The following is a 21,215-nucleotide window of genomic DNA, read 5'->3' as shown; positions in this document are numbered from 1 at the left end:
CTTGGCCTTCATGCGTGCTGGCTTTCCGAACGACCGGTATGACGGCGCGCGTGCCGGCGCATGGCCTGCCTGCGCACCACGGCGTAGAACACGGGCGTGAGCAACAGGCCGAACAGGGTCACGCCCACCATCCCCGCAAAAACGGCGATACCCATGGCGTGGCGCATCTCCGCCCCGGCGCCCGTGGCAAGCACCAACGGCACCACGCCCGCGACGAAAGCGAACGACGTCATCAGGATGGGACGCAGGCGCAGCCGCGCCGCCTCCAGGACGGCGGCCAGCGGATCGGCGCCTTCCGCTTCCTTGGTACGAGCAAACTCCACAATCAGAATGGCGTTCTTGGCCGCCAGACCCACCAGCACCACAAAGCCGATCTGCGTAAAGATGTTGTTGTCTCCCCCGGAGAGCCAGACCCCGCCTATCGCCGAAAGCAAGGCCATCGGCGCGATGAGCAGCACCGCAAACGGCAACGACCAACTGTTGTACTGAGCGGCAAGAATGAGGAAAGCCAGCAGCACCGCCAGGGGGAAGATATAGAGCGCCGAATTGCCGGCCTGTTTCTCCTGATAGACGAGATCGGTCCATTCATAGGCCATGCCTTCCGGCAGCGTCTCACGCACGATGCGTTCTATCGCGTCGGTCGCCTGCCCCGAGGAGAATCCCGGCGCGGGACCGCCGCTGATGTCCGCCGCTGGGAAGCCGTTGTAATGCATCACCCTGTCCGGGCCTGAGCCGCGCTCGAGCGTCACAAACGCACTTAGGGGAATCATGTCGCCGCTGCCGCTGCGCACCTTGAGCATCCCGATATCGTCGGCATGCATGCGAAACGGCGCGTCGGCCTGCGCCATGACACGGTAGGTGCGCCCGAAGCGATTGAAGTCATTGACGTAGAGCGACCCCAGATTGATTTGCAGCGTCTCGAACACATCCGTCAGAGACACCCCCAGGGACTTCGCCTTCACGCGATCGATGTCCACCTGCACCTGCGGGGCATTGGTCTGGAAACTGGCCAGCATGTTCGCCAGCTCGGGAGCCTGCGCGGCGCTGGCCATGATCTGGCCTTGCGCCTGCGCCAGCGCCTCGAAACCCAATCCGGCGCGGTCCTCGATCTGCAGCTTGAAGCCCCCCATGGCGCCCAGACCCGGCACCGGAGGCGGCGGGAAAATGCCAACGAATCCATCCGGAATCTGACTGAATTTGCCCATCAGTTTCCCGGCGATGGCATTGGCGGAAAGCGAAGCATCCTGACGCTCATCGAAGGGTTTGAGCATGGCGAACATCAGCGCCGAGTTTGGTACGTTCACCGGGCCATTGACCGACAGCCCGGGAAAGGCAACCACGCTTTCGACGCCCGGCTCGGCCAGGGCGATCTCGGACATCTCTTTTACGACCGCCTCCGTGCGATCGAGCGAGGCGCCGCTGGGCAACTGGGCGATGCCCACCAGGAAGTACTTATCCTGGGCTGGCACGAAACCGTTCGGCACCTGGTGAAAGCCCAGCCAGGTCAGGCCGACGAAACCCACGTACAGCAGCAGTATGATGGCGCTGCCGCGCACCGCCCGACGCACCGTGCCGACGTAGGCATTCGAGGCGCTGTCGAAGAAAATATTGAAGCGCCGGAAGAAACCGCCCAAGGTCTTGCCCATGACGCGCGTCAGCCAATCGGCATTGGCCGTGTCCTGATGCGGCTTGAGCAGGATGGCGGCAAGTGCGGGTGACAGGGTGAGCGAATTAATGGCTGAGAGTATGGTTGAAATGGCGATGGTCAGTGCAAACTGGCGATAGAACTCGCCCTGCAGTCCGGACAGAAAGGCAGAGGGAATGAAAACCGCTGCCAGCACCGAGGTGATCGCGATAATCGGCCCGGTCACCTCATCCATGGCCTTGATGGCGGCCTGCCTGGGTGATTCCCCCAGCGCCATATGCCGCTCGACGTTCTCGACCACCACGATGGCGTCGTCCACCACGATGCCGATCGACAGCACCAGGCCAAACAGTGACAACGTATTGAGCGAAAAACCAAACATGTGCATCAGCGCGAAGGTTCCCACCAGCGATACCGGCACTGCCACCAGGGGAATGATGGACGCGCGCCAGGTCTGCAGAAACAGCACCACCACCAGGACCACCAGGAAGATGGCCTCCAGCAACGTGACCGCCACCGATTGCAGCGAAGCACGCACGAAGACGGTGGGGTCATAGGCGATCCGGTACTCCACGTCCTGGGGAAAGCCTTGCTGCAGCTCCTGCATCCTGGCTCGCACCGCATTGGACACATCGATGGCGTTGGCGCCCGGGCTCTGGATGATCTGAAGAGCGGGCGCCGACTCGCCATTGATCAGGCTGCGCAAGGTATAGCCATCCGCCCCCAACGACACACGGGCGACGTCGCGCAGCCGGGTGAGCTGCCCATCGATACCTGCCTTCACCACGATGTCGCCGAACTGTTCAGCGCTGCTCAAGCGCCCCAGAGTATTGACCGTCACCTGATAGGCCGCCGAAGCCTCCGGCTGCTGACCCACGGCCCCGGCAGCCACCTGCACGTTCTGCTCCCGCAAGGCGGCGACCACGTCACTGGCAGTCAGGCCGCGCGCGGCGACACCGGCGGGATCCAGCCAGACGCGCATGGAGTATTCCCCCGCGCCCCAGACCAGAACATCGCCCACCCCTGGCAGGCGTGCGAGCTCGTCGCGCACCTGTCGAATCGCGAAGTTCGACAGGTAAAGCGGGTCGTAACGCTTCTGCGGCGACACGAGGTGCACCACCATCAATACGTCTGGCGAGGTCTTCTCCGTGACGACCCCGATGCGCTGCACCTCCGGCGGCAGGCGCGGCACGGTGCGGGAGACCCGGTTCTGAACCTGGATCTGCGCCATGTCAGGGTCTGTGCCCTGTTTGAACGCGATGGTCAGCACCATTTTGCCGTCGACCGCCATCTGCGAACTCATGTACAACATGCCCTCGACACCATTGATGACCTGTTCCAGTGGCGCGGCCACGGTATCGGCGATCACCTCCGGATTAGCGCCGGGATAACTGGCCGTCACCTGCACCGTCGGTGGCGTGACGGCAGGGTATTCGCTCAGTGGCAGCTGCCAGAACGCGATCCCCCCCGCCAGCAGCATCAACAGCGACAAAACGATGGCGAAGATCGGCCGGGCGATGAAGAAATGAGGAAACTTCATGGCCGCGCCTCCAGGGCGGCCGCCTGCTGCATGGGCACCAGGCGAGGCGTAATCGTCATGCCGGGGCGCACAAGCCCTTTGATGATGATCTTCTCTCCGGCCTGCAAGCCGCTACTGATGAGGCGCAATCCATCCACCATCTGGCCCAGCTCCACCGCTCGGTACTCGGCCTGATTATCCGGCCCGACAACCAGCACATAGTTCTTTCCCTGGTCTGTGCCGACGGCCTGGTCATCGACCAGAATGGCCGCGCGCGCTGCGCCGGTGGTCAGCCTGGCGCGTGCAAACAAGCCCGGGGCCAGCAGCCCGTCGGGATTTGGCACGACGGCGCGAGCGCGGATCGTGCCGGTGGCACGGTCGATCTGGTTGCCCACGAAATCAAGCCTGCCCCGATGAGGAAAGCCCTGATCCGTCATCAGCGCCACGGCCACCGGCAACGAGGGCTGAGCGCCACGAGCGTCGGGCCGGGCCAGTCTCACGGCATTGAGGTAGGTCGCCTCATCTATGTCGAAGTACACATGCACCGGGTCGATCGACACAATCGTGGTCAGCAGATTGCCTGCGCCCGCCGCAGCGCCGTTGACCAGATTGCCCGGGGTCACCATGACCCGGTCGACACGCCCGGAAATCGGTGCCGTGATACGCGCGTACGACAGATCAAGCCGCGCCGCCGCGACCGCCGCCCTGGCCACAAGAATTTCTGCCTGACGGGCCTTGCGCGTGGAGACGGCATCGTCATAGGTCTTGCGCGACACGGCCCCCGTGGCAACCAGCCGTTGAGCACGCTCGAAGTCGGCTTGGGCCTGGCTGGCCAACGCCTCGGCCTGACGCAGCTGCGCCGTAGCCGCGTCGAGCGCCACCTGGAAAGGCCGCGGATCGATCTGGAAAAGCAGCTCCCCTTTGTGCACCAGGCTGCCCTCGGGCACGCTGACAGCGTCCACAGCCCCGCTGACGCGAGACCTCAGTTCAACCCTCTCCGGGGCCGCCAGGTACCCGGTGAAATCGGCAGACGGGGCGATGATGCGCTGGACCACCTCGGCCACCGGCAGCTGCGGCGCCATCGTTGCGGGCGCGGAAGACGGCGACGCGCTTTCATCCCCGGACGACTCGCCGGCCGCCCACGCCAGGGCGGCGGCGGCCGCGATGGCTCCCGCCACGACTGCAATTCTGAATTTTCGACGCATCGACATTGCCTCTTCGGTACAGCAGGGCTTCGGCCCGTCCGAAGCGCTCTGCAGGAATTTGGCAAGGCTAGGCATTACTACGGCAGGAAGGTCAAGCCTGCGCCTGCAGGTTCTGCAGGCCCTTGACCTTCTGGCGTGGGAAGGAATACCGCTGGTCGCGCGGCCCCATTGACCGCGTCATGCAGCGGGCATCCGCCAGGCGCGCACAAGCGCCGCCCGCTGCCGCAGGCCTGACCATGGTCAACGTCATATTGCAGGCAAGGCCTGCTCGCACGGCGAGCCATTGCGGCCGCTCACGCCACGGAAAATCGGATCTGCGCGAAGACACAATGGCAACGGCTGCCGCACTCGCACCACGCGTTGACGAAAGACGAGCCCTGCGGCCTACATCCTGGCAAGCCGCGCGGCTCCGAGTCCAGACGGACTGCGCCAACCGCCGCCGCGCGGGCGCAAAAAACAAAAAAGCCGCTGGCGAAAACGCCAACGGCTTTTTAAATTCTGGTGGGCTGTGAGTGGCTCGAACACTCGACCTACGGATTAAGAGTCCGCTGCTCTACCAACTGAGCTAACAGCCCGACGCATGCAGTGTTATCACCGAGGAAATGTGCAGGCAACCGATAAACCAATTAGCTTGGACCCTGGGATCCGGAGCTGCCTGGCGTGTCAGGCGCTTGCCTTATTTCGCTGCAGAACCGCTGCAATTGCGAGAGGCCGAATTATACATAGAATTTTCACTTTGTCCAATTCAGGGCAAATTTTTTTGGTTTTTCTTCATTTTTTTTCGGCGTCGGCCGGAACCGGCTCTTTGAGGCGCTGGAACAACTGGCTGCACTGGGCTTCCTGGGGAGAGCTGGGAGCCACCAGCGCCAGCAGGCTCGCCGCAGGCGTGAGCAGCACGCCCAGGGCCACCGCGCCCAGGCCACGGGCCGCCAATGGCAACGCATGCACGCCGACATCGGGATGCTTGAAGCTGCCCTGCACGTACAGCGGCGAGCGCAGCGAGAAGATCCGGAAGCCCTTGCTCTCCGGGGAGATGTTCAGGTCGAGCCGCTCGGTGCGGAAGTTCACCGTGCCATCGATGCTGACCACCGCGTTCTCGGTGTCGAAGACGAACAGACGGGCGGTCATCAGGCCGGACTTCATGCCCAGATCGGCCACCCCGCAATTAATCTTGACCTCATCGTCGTCGAACAGCTTGCTGACGATGTAATTGCCCACATTGAGGCCGGCCAGTTCCATCAGCGCGCGGCTGATGACGCCATCGTTCATGACCATGCGCAGATCGCCACTGGCGCTGCCCAGCAGCGCGGCCACCGAATTGCCGCTGCCCGCCAGGGTGACGTCGCCGTTGAGTTCGCCCAGGGCGCGCTCCATGGCCTCGACGCCGGGGAACAACTGCTTGAGCTGCAGCTGACGCGCGCTCATGCGCACTTCGCCATCCATGGGGGCCTTGTCGCCGTTCAGTTTGATCGCGCCATCCAGGCGCCCGCCCGCCATGTCAAAGCGCAGCGGATCCAGCGTCAGATGGCCGTCCTGCAGCCGCACGCCCACATCCAGCCTGGACAACGGCAGGCGCTCTCCGTGCACGATGCGCTCGGCAGCCAGGCGGACCTCGGCGTCCATGTCGCGCCAGCGCTCGGTGCGAAACTCCTGGACGGGCAACACCTTGTCGCCCGGCTGGACCGCCTCCTTCTCGCCTTCGGCCTGCAGCGTCTTGGCGGTGGTGCCGGCCCCCGACTGCACGCCGATCAGCGGGCCCAGGTCGGCCATGCGCAACTGCCGCGACGACACCTGGCCGCTCAGGCGCGGGCGGGGCGCCTGCAACTGGAAATGCAGATCTCCATGCAGGTCACTCGCGCCGACCTTGCCATTGAAATCACGGTAATGGAACTCGGGCCCTCCCTCGCCATGCAGCCGGGCCTGCAGATGGCCGTCGGTCGCGTAGGGCGGCGTGTCCGGCAAGGTAACGCCGGTCAGGTCATAGAGGTTCGCCATCGAGGCGCCCGACAGGCTCAGCCGCAGGTCCAGAGCTCCCAATTGCAGCGGGTCGGTCAGGGTGCCGGCGATCCTGGCCTCGGTACTGCCCACGCGAACCTCCGCCTGGACCGGAAAAGGACGTGCGCCGTCACGCAACGCCAGCATGCCGCCCATCTTGCCCTCGCCCTTGACGGGCAAGGTTTCATAACGCCCCTTGGCCTGCCAGCGGAAGATGTAGTCGGGTGTCGCCACCTCTGCCTGCCCGGCCTCTTCGCGGCCGACGATCTCGGCAAACGGCACTGGCTTGCCCAGCGCATCGACCAGCACCTCCAGCTCGGCCTTCAGATGGGCATCGCGATAATCGATGCGGCCCTGGTCAAAGCCGATCGCGTTGACGTCCACCCGCCAGGCCGACGGCTCGCCCCCGTCAGGCAGGCGAAAATCCCAGTTTGCCCGCCCATCGGCCTCGCGCTCCAGGTTGACGCTGGGCCGGGTCAGCTGGATCTCCCGGATGACGACGCGCCTGGCCAGCAGCGGCAAGGGCGACAACGTGAAACTGACCTGGGCCAGCCGCGCCAGGTCCGCCCCCTTGGCCCACTCGGCATTGGCGATGCGGATATCCCCGGCATTGACGCGCGGCCAGGGCAGCCAGGCGCGCCAGCCGCTTTCGTCGGGCTGGCGCGCCCAACGTACGCTCAAATCGCCTTCGATGGCGAACGGCCGGCCCAAGGCGGCGGACACCTTCTGGTTGATGGTGGGCCTGAAACGATTCCAGTCCAGGTTGGCCACCACCACTGCCGCGACAATCGGCAGCGCCAGCACCAGAACGATCAGGGAAACCAGAATCTTGCGTCGGGTCGTCATGGGCAATCCGGGAAGAGACATGGCGCCGGCCGCCCGCTGCAGCCGACCTGCCAGAGATCAGGGTAACGTAGTCGCAACAGGCGAGAAAGCCCCGCCGGCCTCAGCGTCCGGGCAGCCTCAGGGCCCGCCTGGCCTGGCTGCACGCGGTGCGACGGCAGCAGCCCGGATGATGATCATTGATCATGCCTGTTGCCTGCATGAAGGCATGCACGGTGGTGGGGCCGACAAATTTCCACCCCAGCTTCTTGAGCGCCTTGGACAAGGCGACCGCCTCGGGCGTGGGTCGACCGTCGCCCATTGCCGCGGGCGCGGCGGCATGGCGCCAGAAAAAAGCCGCCAGCGAGCCCTGTTCGGCGCGCAAACGCCGGGCGCAGGCGGCATTGTGGATGATGGCTTCGATCTTGCCGCGATGCCTGACGATGCCCGGATCGCGCAGCAGACGCTCGACATCGTCGGGGCCGAAGGCTGCCAACGCCTCGATATCGAAGCCCGCGAACGCCTGGCGGTACCCCTCGCGCTTGTTGAGGATGGTGCGCCAGCTCAGCCCTGCCTGCATCCCTTCCAGGCAAAGCTGCTCAAACAAATGCCGTTCATCGACGCTGGGATGACCCCATTCAAGATCGTGGTACTCGCGATAGCTGTCGGAGCTATCCAGCCAGCCGCAGCGCGGCTGACCATCGGGGAAATCCTCACGCAAAGGCATGTCATGGCTCGCCTGAAAAAAAACAGGCCCATTCTCCCGGAGGGCCGCGACGGCGGCAATCCTGCCTGCTAATATTGCCGCCCGGCCGGACACTTACCGCTCGGCCGGGCCTCCACGGACCTCGCCATGACGCGACTCACGCCCGACCCCGTCTCCCTGATTTCGCTGGCCGACCTGACCGGCCAGCCTGACTCCAACCCCTGTCTGAACTGCGGCGCCTGCTGCGCCCACTTCCGGGTTTCCTTCTATTTCGGTGAAGTCGACGGGGCCAACGGCGGCACCGTACCCGAAGCGCTGGTCACTCCGGTCAATGCCTATCGGGTCTGCATGAAAGGGACCGAGCAAGGAGGCCAGCGCTGCGTGGCGCTGCGCGGCGAACTTGGCCAGCCCGGCATCCATTGCGCCATCTACGCGCTGCGCCCGACGCCTTGCCGCGAATTCGATATCTGGCAACCCGACGGCAGCCCCAATCCCGATTGCCAGCGCCTGCGGATGCAACTGGGCCTGCCGGCCCTGCCACGCCGCCCGGAAGCCGAAAACGATCCCCAAGGCCCCGGCACGCCCTCCGACCAGCCCCACGCCGCCTGAGACGACCGCCCTCAGCCACAGCGCGACAGTTCGCGCTTGTTGAGAGGGCGGAAATGGGCGCCCGGCCCTTCTTCGGCCAACACATCGCCAGGGTTGCGCAAGGGGCAATCTTTGAGCGACAGGCAGCCGCAGCCGATGCAGGTCTGCAACTGGTCACGCAATTGGGTCAGCAGGCGGATACGCTCGGTGAGATCATCACGCCAGCGCTGCGACAGCCGGCGCCAGTCCTGAGCGGTAGGCGCGCGCGAAGCCGGCAACGAGGCAAACGCGCCCGCGATCTCGGCCAGGGGCACCCCCGTGCGCTGGGCCGCCTTGATCACCGCCACGCGGCGTAGCATGGCGCGTGCGTAACGGCGCTGATTGCCGCTGGTGCGCACGCTCTGGATCAGGCCCTTGGCCTCGTAGAAATGCAGCGCCGATACGGCCACGCCGGTGCGGGCCGCCAGTTCGCCGACCGACAGATACTCGGGAAATTTTTCCTCGGCGGCCACGGCCCGCTCCTGAAGTTAACTTCAGGTCTGATGCTAGCGGCGGCGGCGCCATGGCGTCAAACCGCCCCCGCGGCCTCAACGCCAGTCGCCCACCGTAGACGGGTCGATCTGGGTGATTTCGTGTTGCATCTTCTTGATGTCGACCCTGACGGCCTGGCCGGCGCGCAACTCGACGAACTCACGCGGGCCGGCCGACTGTGTACGCACTCGCAGCTCGCCCTGCGCCACACGCACCACCAGAACCCCGTCGCGCTTGTCCACGTCGAAAATGACGTCGGGCGTGGCCAGGCGCGAAGCCAGCACATTGACCTCGTTCATGCCCATGCGCACGTTGGTATTGACGCGGTACTTGTAGACCACTTTGAAATAGGCCTGCCCCTTGATCAGGTTCACGTCACGCCGGCGGGGAAACAGCCCTACCGTCAGATCGGTGTCACCGTCGGCCACGATCTCGGTGCCATCCGGCAGGGTCAGGCTGCGCTCCTGTTGCGCGCCGGTTGCCAGGCGCGCGGAGTATTCCGGACTGCTTTCACGCAACACCCAGCTGGCGGTGAATGCCAGGCCCAGGCAAAGCACCCCTCCCACCAGCAGGATGGCCAGGAAATGCTTGCGCCAGAATGGTTTGGCGGCGATTCGGGTATCTGACATGAGGCTCGACGGAAAGAAACGAAGACAGGCAATGCTGCGCAAATTATAGGCAGGCCGGCGCATTATGCCCCGCGACCGGTTGCCGCGCCGCCAACGCCGAGGGCGGGCGACCAAGCACGCGCCGCACCATGGTGGAAAACGCCCCCGGGCTGTCGTAGCCCAGATCCAGCGCCACGGTGGTCACAGGCACCCCCTGTGCCAGCGCAGCCAAAGCCTGGGCCAGGCAGGCGCGCTGCCGCCATTGCGCGAAAGACAGGCCGATGGCCTGGCGGAAACGCCGCTGCAGCGTGCGCTCGCTGACATGCAGGCCGCGCGCCCAGGCCTGCGGCCGTGCGTCGATTCGCGGCGCGGCCAGAAAGCGCTCGCACAGGGCCAGCAAGGCGGCGTCGTCACGGGGCAGCGGAATATGCAGCGGCAGGCTGGGCGCGCGCGCCACCTCGTGCAGCAACAGCGTCACCAGAGCGCCATCGCGGCCCTGCTCGTCGTACTCCGGCGGCATCTCCACTGCCTGCAGCAACAGTTCGCGCAACAGCGCCGAGACGGCCAGCACCTCGCATTGGGCTGCCGGACGCGGCGCGCTGGCCGGCTCTATATAGAGACTGCGCGTGCTCACCCCCAGCATGCGCACCTGATGCGCCATCCCCGCAGGGATCCAGACCGCCTGCCCGCTGGGCACCACCCAGGCCCCGGCGCCCGCTGACACCTGCATCACCCCGGTCGCCCCGTACAGCAGCTGTGCCCGGCGATGGTGATGCCAGGACAGCAACTGGCCATCGGCGTAGTCCGTGCCGATGGCCAGCACGGCGCGATCGAGATGGTCAACGGCATCCAAGGATTGATTCTTCATGTCCGAGACTCAAACCATAATGGCAAGAATTCGAATGTACGCCAAACCTTGCGGCCGTAAGGTAGGGACTCGTCACGGAGGTTTGCATGTCCCTGTATCTCATTCTGGCCGCATTCGGCACGCTGGCCGGCTTCACCACGCTGCTGTTCGGCTTTGGCGGCGGCTTCGTGATCGTGCCGTTGCTGTACCAGGGCCTGCTGGCCACCCATGGCGCCGACAGCGCCGCCGGCGCGGCTGCCATGCATATCGCCATTGCCACCTCCACCTGCGTGATGATGGTCTCGGCCGGCATGGCCACCCGCCGCCGCCTGGCGCAACTGCAATGGAACTGGCTCTGGCCCCTGGCCGCTTACATCGGCCTGGGCGCCTTCCTGGGGGCCGGGCTGGCCACCCTGGCCAGCGGCGAGCTCCTGCGCTGGGCCTTTCTGATCTACCTGGCGATCACCATCGCCGACTGCCTGCTGCGCAAAGGATTCCTGCACGGTGCCGCCCCCCGCCCCCTGGGACGAGGCGCGACGGCGTCGGCAGGGCTGGGCATTGGCGCCATCGCCACCTTTCTTGGCGTGGGCGGCAGCGTCATGACCGTCCCGTTGATGCGCCGCCGGGGCCTGGACATGGCGTCGGCCAGTGCCATGGCCAACCCGCTGAGCCTGCCGGTTGCCGTGGTCGGCACGCTCTCCTATGTCGCGCTCGCCTGGAACCAGGCCACCCCCATTGGTCCCTGGCATGCGGGCTACGTCGACCTGCGCGCCTTTGCCGTGCTGACCGCGGCCGCCTACCTGGGCATCCGGCTGGCGGCACCGCTTGCCGGGCGGATCCCCGATCGGCTGCATGCCCGCATCTATGTCCTGCTGCTGGTGCTGGTGTTCCTGGCCATGGCGTTGCGTTGAGACAACATCTCTCGAATTTGCTTCGACGCGTAACATTACCGTTAGGTGAACGCCGCGGTTGTAACGTCACAGCCAAACTTGAGACGGCGGCCAGGCGCTAACACAATAGGAGCCAGAAGCTTCCACTTCCCTGCGACGCTGCAATGCAGCAATGATTCGCAGCACTGTAACAAGGCGCCCCCACCCTTCCAGGAAACATATAGCCCCACTTTTTCACTGGCCGTATCTCCCGCAATGCGCTAGGCCAGCTACGCTTGCGGCGCTGGGAAGGGAGAAAGTGATAATAAAGAAACAGACGACCGCTAGTGACTCGCGGCACCTGCCTGAACAGGTTTCGGCCCGCGAAGTGCTTCTGCTACGCGCACAACCGACTTACAGCAAGCCCACACCGCACCACCAGGGAGTGGGGGGCATCTGTGCCCATTGCCTGGGGCTCCCCAATAAAGGGGAACAATCGAATTATCACGATGCGTTAAACTGCCCGCGACAAGCGACACCTGCCTTGAAACTTGGCAGAAAGCAGGCTCGAATTCAGCCGCAATCAGGAAGCTCAGCGCTTCCGCCTGAACAACATGATCCAACCTACCACTTCTGGCGTCCGGTGCCAGCCGGGCAATCACCAGTTGCGGGTCTGGCGTCTGTGGCACGGATGCGAGACCGCGCTGCCGCCATCACAGGCAGAACAGTCAGCCGCCCCGCCGCGCCTGGCTGCCGCCTATCCGCCGACGTTTTCGGCAGGCGGCCCGCGGCTCGCCGCGAATGCGTTTCCCCTATAAGTAGTCGCCCTTGTGGCAGCCAGATTCCTGACGTGGCCGTCGCGCCGTCTCGGAGTAGCAAGGACAGTACATGGCAAAGCGTGTAGCAATCATTGGCTTGGCGTTCCGTTTTCCGGGCACCAGCACCGAACAATATTGGCCCGACCTGCTGGACGGCAAGAACCTGATCACCCAGGTCGATAGCGGGCGCTGGTCTGCCGATGCCTATCTGCATCCGGCCAAGGACCAGCCCGGCACTGCCTACACCCAAGCCGCCGGCACCCTGGGTGACATCTCCGGCTTTGACGCCGACTTCTTCGGCATCTCGCCGCGCGAAGCCGAGCTGATGGACCCCCAGCAGCGGCTGCTGCTGGAAATGAGCTGGGAAGCCATGGAAGACGCCGGCGTCAAGCCCTCTTCCCTGCGCGGCAGCAACTGTGGCGTCTACATCGGCATTTCCAGCGCCGACTACGCCTATCGGATCGCCGAAGACCTCTCGGCGATCGACTCCTCGACCGCCACCGGCAACACCTCCAGCATCGCGGCCAACCGCCTATCGTACTTCTTCGACCTGCGCGGGCCCAGCATCGCCATGGACACGGCCTGCTCGTCCTCGCTGGTGGCATTCCATCAGGCCTGCCGCGCCATCCAGGGCGGAGAATGCAGCCATGCCCTGACCGGCGGCATCAGCCTGCACCTGCATCCCTATGGCTTCATCACCTTCTCCAAGGCGTCGATGCTCTCGCGCCAGGGCATGTGCAATGTCTTCGACGAGGCAGGCGACGGCTATGTCCGCTCCGAGGGCGGCGGGATCTTCCTGCTGAAGGACCTTGATCTCGCGCTCGCCGACGGCGACCGCATCCTGGCCGTGGTGGCCGGATCGGCCGTCAATACCGATGGCCGCAAGTCCGGCCTGACGGTGCCCAGCGCCGAAGCCCAGGCCGAATTGATGCGCGGCGTCTATGCCCAGGCGGGTATCTCGCCGGCTGACCTGGACTACCTGGAAGCGCACGGCACCGGCACCCCGGTGGGCGACCCCATCGAGACGCGCGCCATCGGCGCCGCACTGGGTAAACGGCGCGCCAATACGCGCCCGCTGCCGATCGGCTCGATCAAGAGCAATATGGGTCACCTGGAACCGGCCTCCGGCGTAGCCGGCATGGTCAAGGCCATTTATGCGCTGCGCCACCGCATGGTGCCGGCCACCATCGGCATCCGCAAGATCAACCCCAATATCGCGCTCCAGGACTGGAACATCGAGGTCGTCACCCAGAACCTGGCGCTCAAGCCGCAGGGCAAGCTCACCATCGGCGTGAACTCCTTCGGCTTTGGCGGCGCCAATGCCCACATCATTCTGGAAAGCGCGCCGCCGGCCGCCGAAACCTCCACCACCAAGCTGGTGAAGAACGCGCCGGTGCCGCTGGTGGTGACTGGCAAGTCCCAGGCCGCCCTGCGTGCGGCGGCAGCCTCGCTGGCTCAGCGCCTGCGCGCCCAAACCGACCGCAGCCTGTACGACATCGCCTATCAATCGGCCCGACGCCGTGACTGGCATGCCGAGCGCGCGCTGGTGTTCGCCAGCGATCCCTTGCGCGCCGCCGACGATCTGCAGGCGCTGGCCGAGGGCGACGCGCCCAAGTACCGCGTCGCCACCGGCACGGGCCTGCCCCAGGCGCGCGGCCCGGTCTTTGTTTACTCGGGCAATGGGTCGCAATGGGCCGGCATGGGCCAGCGCCTGATGGCCGACCCGGTATTCGCAACCGCCGTCCACGAAGTCGACGCCCTGTTCGCCGACTACTCCGACTTCTCGCCCGCCGCCGAACTCAGTGCGGCCAGCACCACGGATCGCTACGACTACGCGGAAATCGCCCAGCCGACGCTGTTTGCCGTACAGGTGGGCATCACCCGCATGCTGGCCCAGCGCGGCGTGGTTCCGATGGCCACCATGGGACACAGCGTCGGCGAAATCGCCGCCGTGTGGGCCTGCGGCGCCCTGTCCCTGCCGGAAGCCGTCAAGGTCATCTATCACCGCAGCCGCCTGCAAGGCCTGACCAAGGGCCGCGGCCGCATGACTGCCGTGGGCATCAGCGGGGCCGAAACCGAAGCGCTCATCGCCGAATTGAAGCTGGGCCACGGCCTGGCCCTGGCGGGCGCCAACAGCCATCGGGGCGCCACGGTAGCCGGCGACCCGGCTCAACTGGATGCCCTGGAGGCCGTCCTCGAAGAACGCGGCGTCTTCTACCGCCGCCTGAACCTGGATTACGCCTTTCACAGCCCGGCGATGGACAGCATCGAGAGCGGCATCATGCAGTCGCTGGCCGATCTCAAGCCGCGCGACGCCGACCTGCCGTTCTACTCCACCGTCAGCGGCGGCAAACAAGATGGCCGCGCCCTGAACGCCGCTTACTGGTGGCGCAACGTGCGCCTGCCGGTACAGTTCGAGGACGCCAGCGCCGCCGCCATCCATGACGGTTTCAATGTCTTCGTCGAAATCGGCCCGCACCCGGTCCTGCGGGCCTATCTGAAAGACGCGCTGGGCCAGGCCGACCGCGAAGGTCGCGTCCTGATCACCGCATCGCGCGGCGGCGACGACCCGGAAAAAATCCACGACATCGCCGGCCAGCTCATCCTGAGCGGCGCGCACGTCAACTGGGAAACGCTGTTCCCGTGGCAGGGCGACTATGCCGCGCTGCCCAGCTATCCCTGGCAGCGCGAGCGTCACTGGCATCCCATCACCCCCCAGTCTCCCGGCCTGCTGATGCGCCAGCGGGTGCACCCGCTGCTGGGATACGCCCATGGCCAGCAGGACGGTCTGTGGGAGAACACCCTCGACACGCAGCAGCATCCGCTGCTGGCCGACCACGTGGTCGGCGACGCGGTGGTGTTCCCCGGCACCGGTTTTGCCGAGATCGCCCTGGCCGCCGCCACGCAATGGCAGCCCGGCGAGTACGCGGACATCGAGGAACTCGAGATCCGTGCCCCGCTGCTGCTGGCTCCCTCTCCCAGCAAATGTCTGCGCATCGAGCTCGAGAAACGCGATGGCCGCCTGTGGATACAGGCCCGCGAACTCGGCAGCGAAACGCCCTGGACGCTGCACGCCGGCGGCCGCATCCGCCAGGAGGCCGATGGAGCGCTGCTGGCGACCGGCGATGCCCTGCTGCTGCCGGCCCGCGCGCCGGACTTCGACGCTGCCGAACACCAGCGGCTGACCACCAGCGTCGGCCTGGACTATGGCCCGGCCTTTCGCGCCGTGGCGCATGGCTGGAACGAAGCCCCCGACAGCGTACTGGCCGTCCTGCAGCCGGATGACAGCCTGACCGACGAACTGCCGCGCACACACCTGCATCCGGCCCTGCTGGACTGCACGTTTCAGCTCATCATCCAGCTGCTCAAGGACGACCCGGCCATGGGCCGCGGCATCGCCTTCGTGCCGGCCAAGATCGGCCGGCTCTGCCTGCATACGGGGCAGGGGCAGCCCAAGTATGCCCGCGCCCGCCTGCGCCGCCGCACGCCGCACTCGCTGACGGCTGACTTCGACCTCTTCGACGCCGCCGGCAAGCGCATCGCCTGCGTGCGCGAAGCGCGCTTTCGCAGCATCCGCCTGCGCAAGACCGGCAGCGAACACCTGGACTTCGTCGACGCCATCCTGACGCCCTGCCCGCATCCGGATGCCGCGCCGCGAGCCAACCTGCTGCCCGCCGAAAGGCTGATGCGCACGCTGCAGCAGGTTGCCCGGGCCGAAGGCCCGACCGACGACGACCGCTACACCCAGGAAGTCGACCCCCTGCTTGAAAGCCTGTGCGACCGCCTGGCCCTGGAAGCCTTGCGCGCCGTCAGCAGCAGCGGTCAGGCCCTGTCGGCCGCCCAGGTCGAGCGCCGCCTGCGCCAGCATCCCGAAGCAGCCACCCTATTCAACCTGACGATCAACCGCGCACTCGCCGCGGGCCTGGCCACCGCCTCGCCCACCGGCTGGACCCTGCTGCAAGAAGACAGCGATGACGCCGCCAGTGCGGAAGACATCTGGAACAGCCTGCTGCGCGAGTACCCGGACTACTTCCCGGCCATCTTTGCCGCAGGACGCATCGGCCTGCACCTGGCCGAGCTGCTGCAAGGCAGCGCCGACATCGAGCAGGTCGCACCCAAGGCCGTCACCCCGACCGTCATCAGCCGCCTGGTGCTGGGCGCCGAACGCGGCCAGGCGCTGGCCAGCGCGCTGGCTCAGGCCCTGCAGCAGGCAGCGGCCCAGCGTCAGCCCGGCCAACGCCTGGGCCTGCTGGAGATCGGCCAGGGCGCGCCCCTCTTCGGGCCGGCCTGCTGCGCGACGCTGGATCTGCGGATCGCCGACTACTGTTATGCCTCGCTCGACAGCCAGGCCGTCGAAGATGCGCGCCACGCACAACTGGACCGCTTCCCCGATGCCAGCGCTGCGCTGATCGGCGAGCCCGCCGAAGGCCCGGCCAAGCGCTACGACCTGGTCATCCTGCATCACGAGTTCGACTCGCCGCAAGCAGGCCGCGAAGCCCTTGACTACGCGGTGGCGCACCTCAAGCCGGGCGGAACGCTGCTGATCCGGGGCACCCATCCGTCTGCCTGGATGAATTTCATCTTCGGCGCGCGCGCCTCCTGGTGGCAACAGGACCATGAACAGCTCCTAAGCGCCCTGCCGCAGCAGACCGACTGGCAAGCCCTGCTGCAGCCCATGGGCCTGAACTGCGAGCCCCTGCTGGAGTTCGCCCCGGGCAGCCAGTCCGGCGCCTATCTGCTGCTGGCCAGCTCCACCGCCCAGGCCATGGCGGCCCCCGCCTGTGAGCCGCGTCAGTTGCTGCTGCTCACCGGAGCGGCTGACGCCCCTGACACCCGATTGGCCCAGGCCCTGCAGGCCGGTCTGCAACAGGCCGGGCAGTCATGCCAGATTGCGCCGGCCGCTCCGGCCGCGCACCTGGACGCGCTGATCAACGACATGCGCGTCCAGCATGGCCCCGTGCACGACATCGTGCTGCTGGCCGGCTGGGGGCAAGACGGCGACGACGACGCCCAGCGCCTGCAGCAGCAAGTGCAGCGTTGCGCCCTGGCCGCCGCGCTCATCCAGGCCTGCGAACGCACCGATACCCCCGCCACCGTCTGGCTGCTGACCCGCAACGCCGGCGTCACCATGGGCGGCGGCGATCCGGCCAGCCAACTGCTGGCCGACGCCGCGCTGTGGGGCTATGGCCGCACGCTCGCCAACGAAGCTTCCAATTACCGCATCCGCCTGGTTGACCTCGCCGACAGCGAAGCCGCCACCCGGGCCTTGCTACTGGATCTGCTGCGCCCGGATGCCGAAGACGAAGTGCTCATCGATGCGGCCGGCGAACGCCTGGCCCCGCGCCTGTATGTCGTACCGCGTCCCGCGCCGCAGCGCCCGGATGAAGAAAGCCAGGCGTATCGCCTGGGCTTTGACTTCCCGGGCCAGCTGCGCAATCTGCGCTGGGAAGCCTACGACGCGCCACAGCCGGCCGACGACCAGATCGAAGTCCGCATCCATGCCACGGGCCTGAACTTCCGCGACGTGATGTACGCGCTGGGTCTGCTGTCCGACGAAGCCATCGAAGATGGTTTCGCCGGCCCCACTCTGGGCCTGGAATTCTCCGGCGTGGTCACCCGCGTGGGCAGCGCCGTGCAGGACTACCGTCCTGGCGACAGCGTGGTGGGATTCGGCCCGGCCAGCTTCGGCGACCGCGTATTGACGCGCGCCAGCGCCATCTCGGCCATCCCCGACGGCATCTCCTTCGAAGCCGCCGCCACCATTCCCAGCACCTTCTTCACGGTCTACTACGCCCTGCATCACCTGGCGCGCCTTGAAGAAGGAGAAAAAATCCTGATCCATGGCGCCGCCGGTGGCGTCGGCATCGCCGCCATCCAGTTCGCCCAATGGCGTGGCGCCGAAATCTACGCCACCGCCGGCTCGGAAGAAAAGCGTGACTTCCTGCGCATGATGGGCGTGCAGCATGTCTACGACTCGCGCTCCTTGGTCTACGGCGACGCCATTCTGGCCGACACCGACGGCCAGGGCGTGGACGTGGTGCTCAACTCGCTGGCAGGCGAGGCGATCAACCGCAACCTGCAAGTGCTGCGCCCCTTCGGACGCTTCCTGGAACTGGGCAAACGCGACTTCTACGAGAACACCCGTATCGGTCTGCGCCCCTTCCGCAACAACATCAGCTACTTCGGCATCGATGCCGACCAGCTGATGTGCGAACGCCCCGACCTGACACGCCGCCTGTTCGGCGAGATGATGGAGCTGTTCAGCGAAGGCGTGCTGCATCCGCTGCCCTATACCGTCTTCGATGCCAATGAAGTGGTCGACGCGTTCCGCTACATGCAGCAGGCGCGCCAGATCGGCAAGATCGTCATCACCTATCGCGACGGCATCCAGCAAGTGCAGCAGCGCCAGCCTCAGGCTGCGCCGCAGTTGCAACTGCCTGCCGACGCGAGTTATCTGGTGACGGGCGGCCTGGGTGGTTTCGGCCTGCGCACCGCGCAATGGCTGGCAGAGAAAGGCGCCCGCCACCTCGTGCTGATCAGCCGCAGCGGGCCGTCCACCGACAGCGCCCGCGAAGCCATCACCGCACTGACCGCCGCCGGCGTGCAGGTGCATGCCGCGGCCTGCGACGTCACCGACCGGCAGGCCCTGGCCCAGTTGCTGGCGAAGCTGCCGGCCGGCATGCCGCCGCTGCGCGGCATCGTCCACGCCGCAGTCGTCATCGATGACGGCCTGGCCCGCAGCACCAGCGCCGCGCAGGTCGAACGCACCATGGCTGCCAAGGTGCTGGGCGCCTACCATCTGCACGCGCTCACGCAGGACCTGCCGCTGGATTTCTGCATCTACTATTCGTCGGCCACCACGCTTTTCGGCAATCCCGGCCAGAGCAACTACGTCGCGGCGAACCATTGGCTCGAAGCCCTGGCCGCACACCGGCGCGCACTGGGCCTGCCCGCCACCTGCGTGCGCTGGGGGGCCATCGACGATGTCGGCTTCCTGGCCCGCAACGAGAAAATCAAGGACGCCCTGCAAAGCCGCATGGGCGGCGCAGCACTAGAGTCCGCCGTCGCCCTTCAGGCGCTGGAACGCATGCTGCTGGCCGACGCCAGCGGCCTGGGCGTGCTCGAACTGGACTGGAATGCGCTCAGCCGCTTCCTGCCCAGCGCGGGCGCCCCCAAGTTTGGCGCCCTGGCACGCCGCAGCGGCGAACATGCCAGCGATGAAGACCACGGCAACGACATCGCCCATCTGCTGGCTACGCTGGACGACGACGCCCTGCATGCCGCCTTCGGCGACATCCTGAAGACCGAGATCGGCGAAATCCTGCGCGTGTCGGCCGACAAGATCGACGCCGACCGCTCCATTTACGATATGGGGCTGGACTCGCTGATGGGCGTCGAGCTGATCGTGGCGCTGGAGAACCGCTTCGGCATCCGCCTGCCGGTCATGGCCCTGTCGGAAAGCCCCACGGTCAACAAACTCGCCAGCCGCCTCATTCCGCTGCTGCGTGGCGAAAACACTCCCGAAGGGGCAGACCCGATGGCTGCCACCGTGGAGAAACTGGTGGCGGACCACGCGGCCGATGTTTCGCCGACCGCCATCACCGAGTTCGTCGAAGAACTCAAGAACGGCGAAGGCGGCGCTGCGCAGCGCATGATCCCGTAACCCCAGGGGCCGCGGCTCGGCGAGCCGCGGCCCACGCATGGCAAGCAACGTGACGAAATCGAAACTTCCCGGCCTGGCTGCCGGCCTGAAAGACAAGCTCATCCAGCAAGCCCTGGAACGCAAGCTGCGCCAGGCTGCCGTCCAGCCGCCCGAAGCGGCCGCGCCGATGCGCCCGTCCGGCAGCCGCAATGCCATTCCGGAGGCCTTCTACCGCTTCCACCTGCATCCCAGCTACCAGCAGCTGCGCATTCTCAACGACGGCGCGGCCAAGCTCGGCCTGCAAAATCCGTTTTTCAAGCTGCATGAAGGCACGGCCACCGATCGCACCCGCATCGACGGCAAGCCCTACATCAACTACTCCAGCTACAACTACCTCGGCATGTCCGGCGACCCGAAAGTCGTACAGGCCGCCAAGGATGCCATCGACCGCTATGGCACGTCGGTATCGGCCAGCCGTCTGGTCTCGGGCGAGCGCCCCATCCACCGCCAGCTCGAAGAAGGCCTGGCAAAGCTGTACGGCGTGGACGACGCCATCACCTTCGTCAGCGGCCACGCCACCAACGTCTCCACCATCGGCCACCTGTTCGGACCGCGCGACCTCATCCTGCACGATGAACTGATCCACAACAGCATCCTGCAGGGCGTGCAGCTTTCCGGCGCGCGCCGCCTGCCCTTCCCGCACAACGACTGGAGCACGCTGGACAATATCCTCGACGAACAGCGCCATCAGTTCGAGCGCGTGCTGATCGTGCTCGAAGGCATCTACAGCATGGACGGCGACTACCCGGATCTGCCGCATTTCGTGGAAATCAAGCGGCGCCATCGCTGCTTCCTGATGGTCGACGAAGCGCACTCATTGGGCGTGATGGGCGCCACCGGCCTGGGCATCCGCGAACACTTCGGCCTGGATGGCAGCGACGTGGACATCTGGATGGGCACGCTGAGCAAAACGCTGGCCGGCTGCGGCGGCTACATTGCCGGAGAAAGCGCCCTGGTCGAACACCTGAAGTTCCTCGCGCCCGGTTTTCTGTACAGCGTAGGCATGCCGCCGCCAGTGGCGGCGGCCTCGCTGGCCGCGCTCGAGCGCATGCTGGAAGAGCCGCAACGGGTACAAGCCCTGCAGGCGCGCGGCCGGTATTTCCTGGAACGCGCCCAGGCCGCCGGCATCGACACCGGCACCAGCACGGGCCTGGCCGTCGTGCCTGCCATCGTGGGCAGCTCGCTGAAGGCGACGCGCCTGTCGGCGAAACTGTTCGAGCAGGGCATCAACGTGCAGCCCATTCTGTACCCGGCCGTCCCGGAGAAAGCGGCGCGCCTGCGCTTCTTCATCTCCTGCACCCATACCGAAGCACAGATCGACCACACCATCGATGTGCTGCAACGCCTGCTATAGCATCGC

The 21,215-nt window shown here is 66.1% G+C and carries 11 protein-coding genes and 1 tRNA gene; 4 read left to right on the top strand and 8 right to left on the bottom strand.

The window, feature by feature from the left end; genetic code table 11:
* Positions 1-8: 8 nt before the first annotated feature.
* From A7V84_RS15165 to A7V84_RS15145, 5 genes are all read right to left on the bottom strand, one after another.
* Entirely contained in the window at positions 9-3,185 is a 3,177-nt protein-coding gene (locus A7V84_RS15165) for an efflux RND transporter permease subunit (RefSeq protein WP_063491512.1), read from the bottom strand.
* A complete protein-coding gene (locus A7V84_RS15160; protein WP_025517098.1) occupies positions 3,182-4,369 on the bottom strand; it encodes an efflux RND transporter periplasmic adaptor subunit in 1,188 nt (395 codons plus the stop codon). The genes A7V84_RS15165 and A7V84_RS15160 overlap by 4 nt, the downstream gene beginning before the upstream one ends.
* Positions 4,370-4,868: 499 nt before the next feature.
* Positions 4,869-4,944, bottom strand: a tRNA-Lys gene (locus A7V84_RS15155).
* A 196-nt stretch (positions 4,945-5,140) separates the two neighbouring features.
* Positions 5,141-7,210, bottom strand: a complete 2,070-nt coding sequence (locus A7V84_RS15150; protein ID WP_025517100.1) for an AsmA family protein — start codon at positions 7,208-7,210, stop codon at positions 5,141-5,143.
* 100 nt (positions 7,211-7,310) lie between these two features.
* On the bottom strand, positions 7,311-7,913 hold the full coding sequence (locus tag A7V84_RS15145; RefSeq protein ID WP_033535333.1) for a DNA-3-methyladenine glycosylase I: 603 nt from the start codon (positions 7,911-7,913) through the stop codon (positions 7,311-7,313).
* Positions 7,914-8,039: 126 nt separating this feature from the next.
* On the opposite strand from A7V84_RS15145, the gene A7V84_RS15140 reads away from it, so the two are divergent.
* Entirely contained in the window at positions 8,040-8,501 is a 462-nt protein-coding gene (locus A7V84_RS15140) for a YkgJ family cysteine cluster protein (RefSeq protein ID WP_025517104.1), read from the top strand.
* Between the two features lie 11 nt (positions 8,502-8,512).
* Here the strand turns inward: A7V84_RS15140 and soxR are convergent, their stop codons facing one another.
* The 3 genes from soxR to A7V84_RS15125 form a co-directional block, all read right to left on the bottom strand.
* Positions 8,513-8,992 carry a redox-sensitive transcriptional activator SoxR gene (gene soxR, locus A7V84_RS15135; protein WP_025517107.1) on the bottom strand — a complete coding sequence of 160 codons (480 nt, stop codon included), beginning with the start codon at positions 8,990-8,992 and terminating at the stop codon, positions 8,513-8,515.
* Between the two features lie 75 nt (positions 8,993-9,067).
* Positions 9,068-9,640, bottom strand: coding sequence for a FecR domain-containing protein (locus tag A7V84_RS15130; RefSeq protein ID WP_025517109.1), 573 nt, complete (start codon positions 9,638-9,640; stop codon positions 9,068-9,070).
* Between the two features lie 43 nt (positions 9,641-9,683).
* Positions 9,684-10,487, bottom strand: coding sequence for an AraC family transcriptional regulator (locus A7V84_RS15125; protein ID WP_063491513.1), 804 nt, complete (start codon positions 10,485-10,487; stop codon positions 9,684-9,686).
* Between the two features lie 86 nt (positions 10,488-10,573).
* Between A7V84_RS15125 and A7V84_RS15120 the strand changes: the two genes are divergently transcribed.
* From A7V84_RS15120 to A7V84_RS15110, 3 genes are all read left to right on the top strand, one after another.
* Positions 10,574-11,377: a sulfite exporter TauE/SafE family protein gene (locus tag A7V84_RS15120; protein WP_063491514.1), complete on the top strand. Its 804-nt coding sequence runs from the start codon at positions 10,574-10,576 to the stop codon at positions 11,375-11,377.
* Positions 11,378-12,223: 846 nt separating this feature from the next.
* A complete protein-coding gene (locus A7V84_RS15115; RefSeq protein ID WP_063491515.1) occupies positions 12,224-19,816 on the top strand; it encodes a type I polyketide synthase in 7,593 nt (2,530 codons plus the stop codon).
* Positions 19,817-19,865: 49 nt separating this feature from the next.
* Positions 19,866-21,209 carry an aminotransferase class I/II-fold pyridoxal phosphate-dependent enzyme gene (locus A7V84_RS15110; protein ID WP_025517117.1) on the top strand — a complete coding sequence of 448 codons (1,344 nt, stop codon included), beginning with the start codon at positions 19,866-19,868 and terminating at the stop codon, positions 21,207-21,209.
* The last annotated feature ends 6 nt before the right edge of the window (positions 21,210-21,215 follow it).

Source organism: Bordetella trematum, assembly GCF_900078335.1.
Classification (GTDB): domain Bacteria; phylum Pseudomonadota; class Gammaproteobacteria; order Burkholderiales; family Burkholderiaceae_B; genus Bordetella; species Bordetella trematum.
Note: the sequence above shows the minus strand (reverse complement) of the source record. Positions and strands in the feature narration are given on the sequence as shown.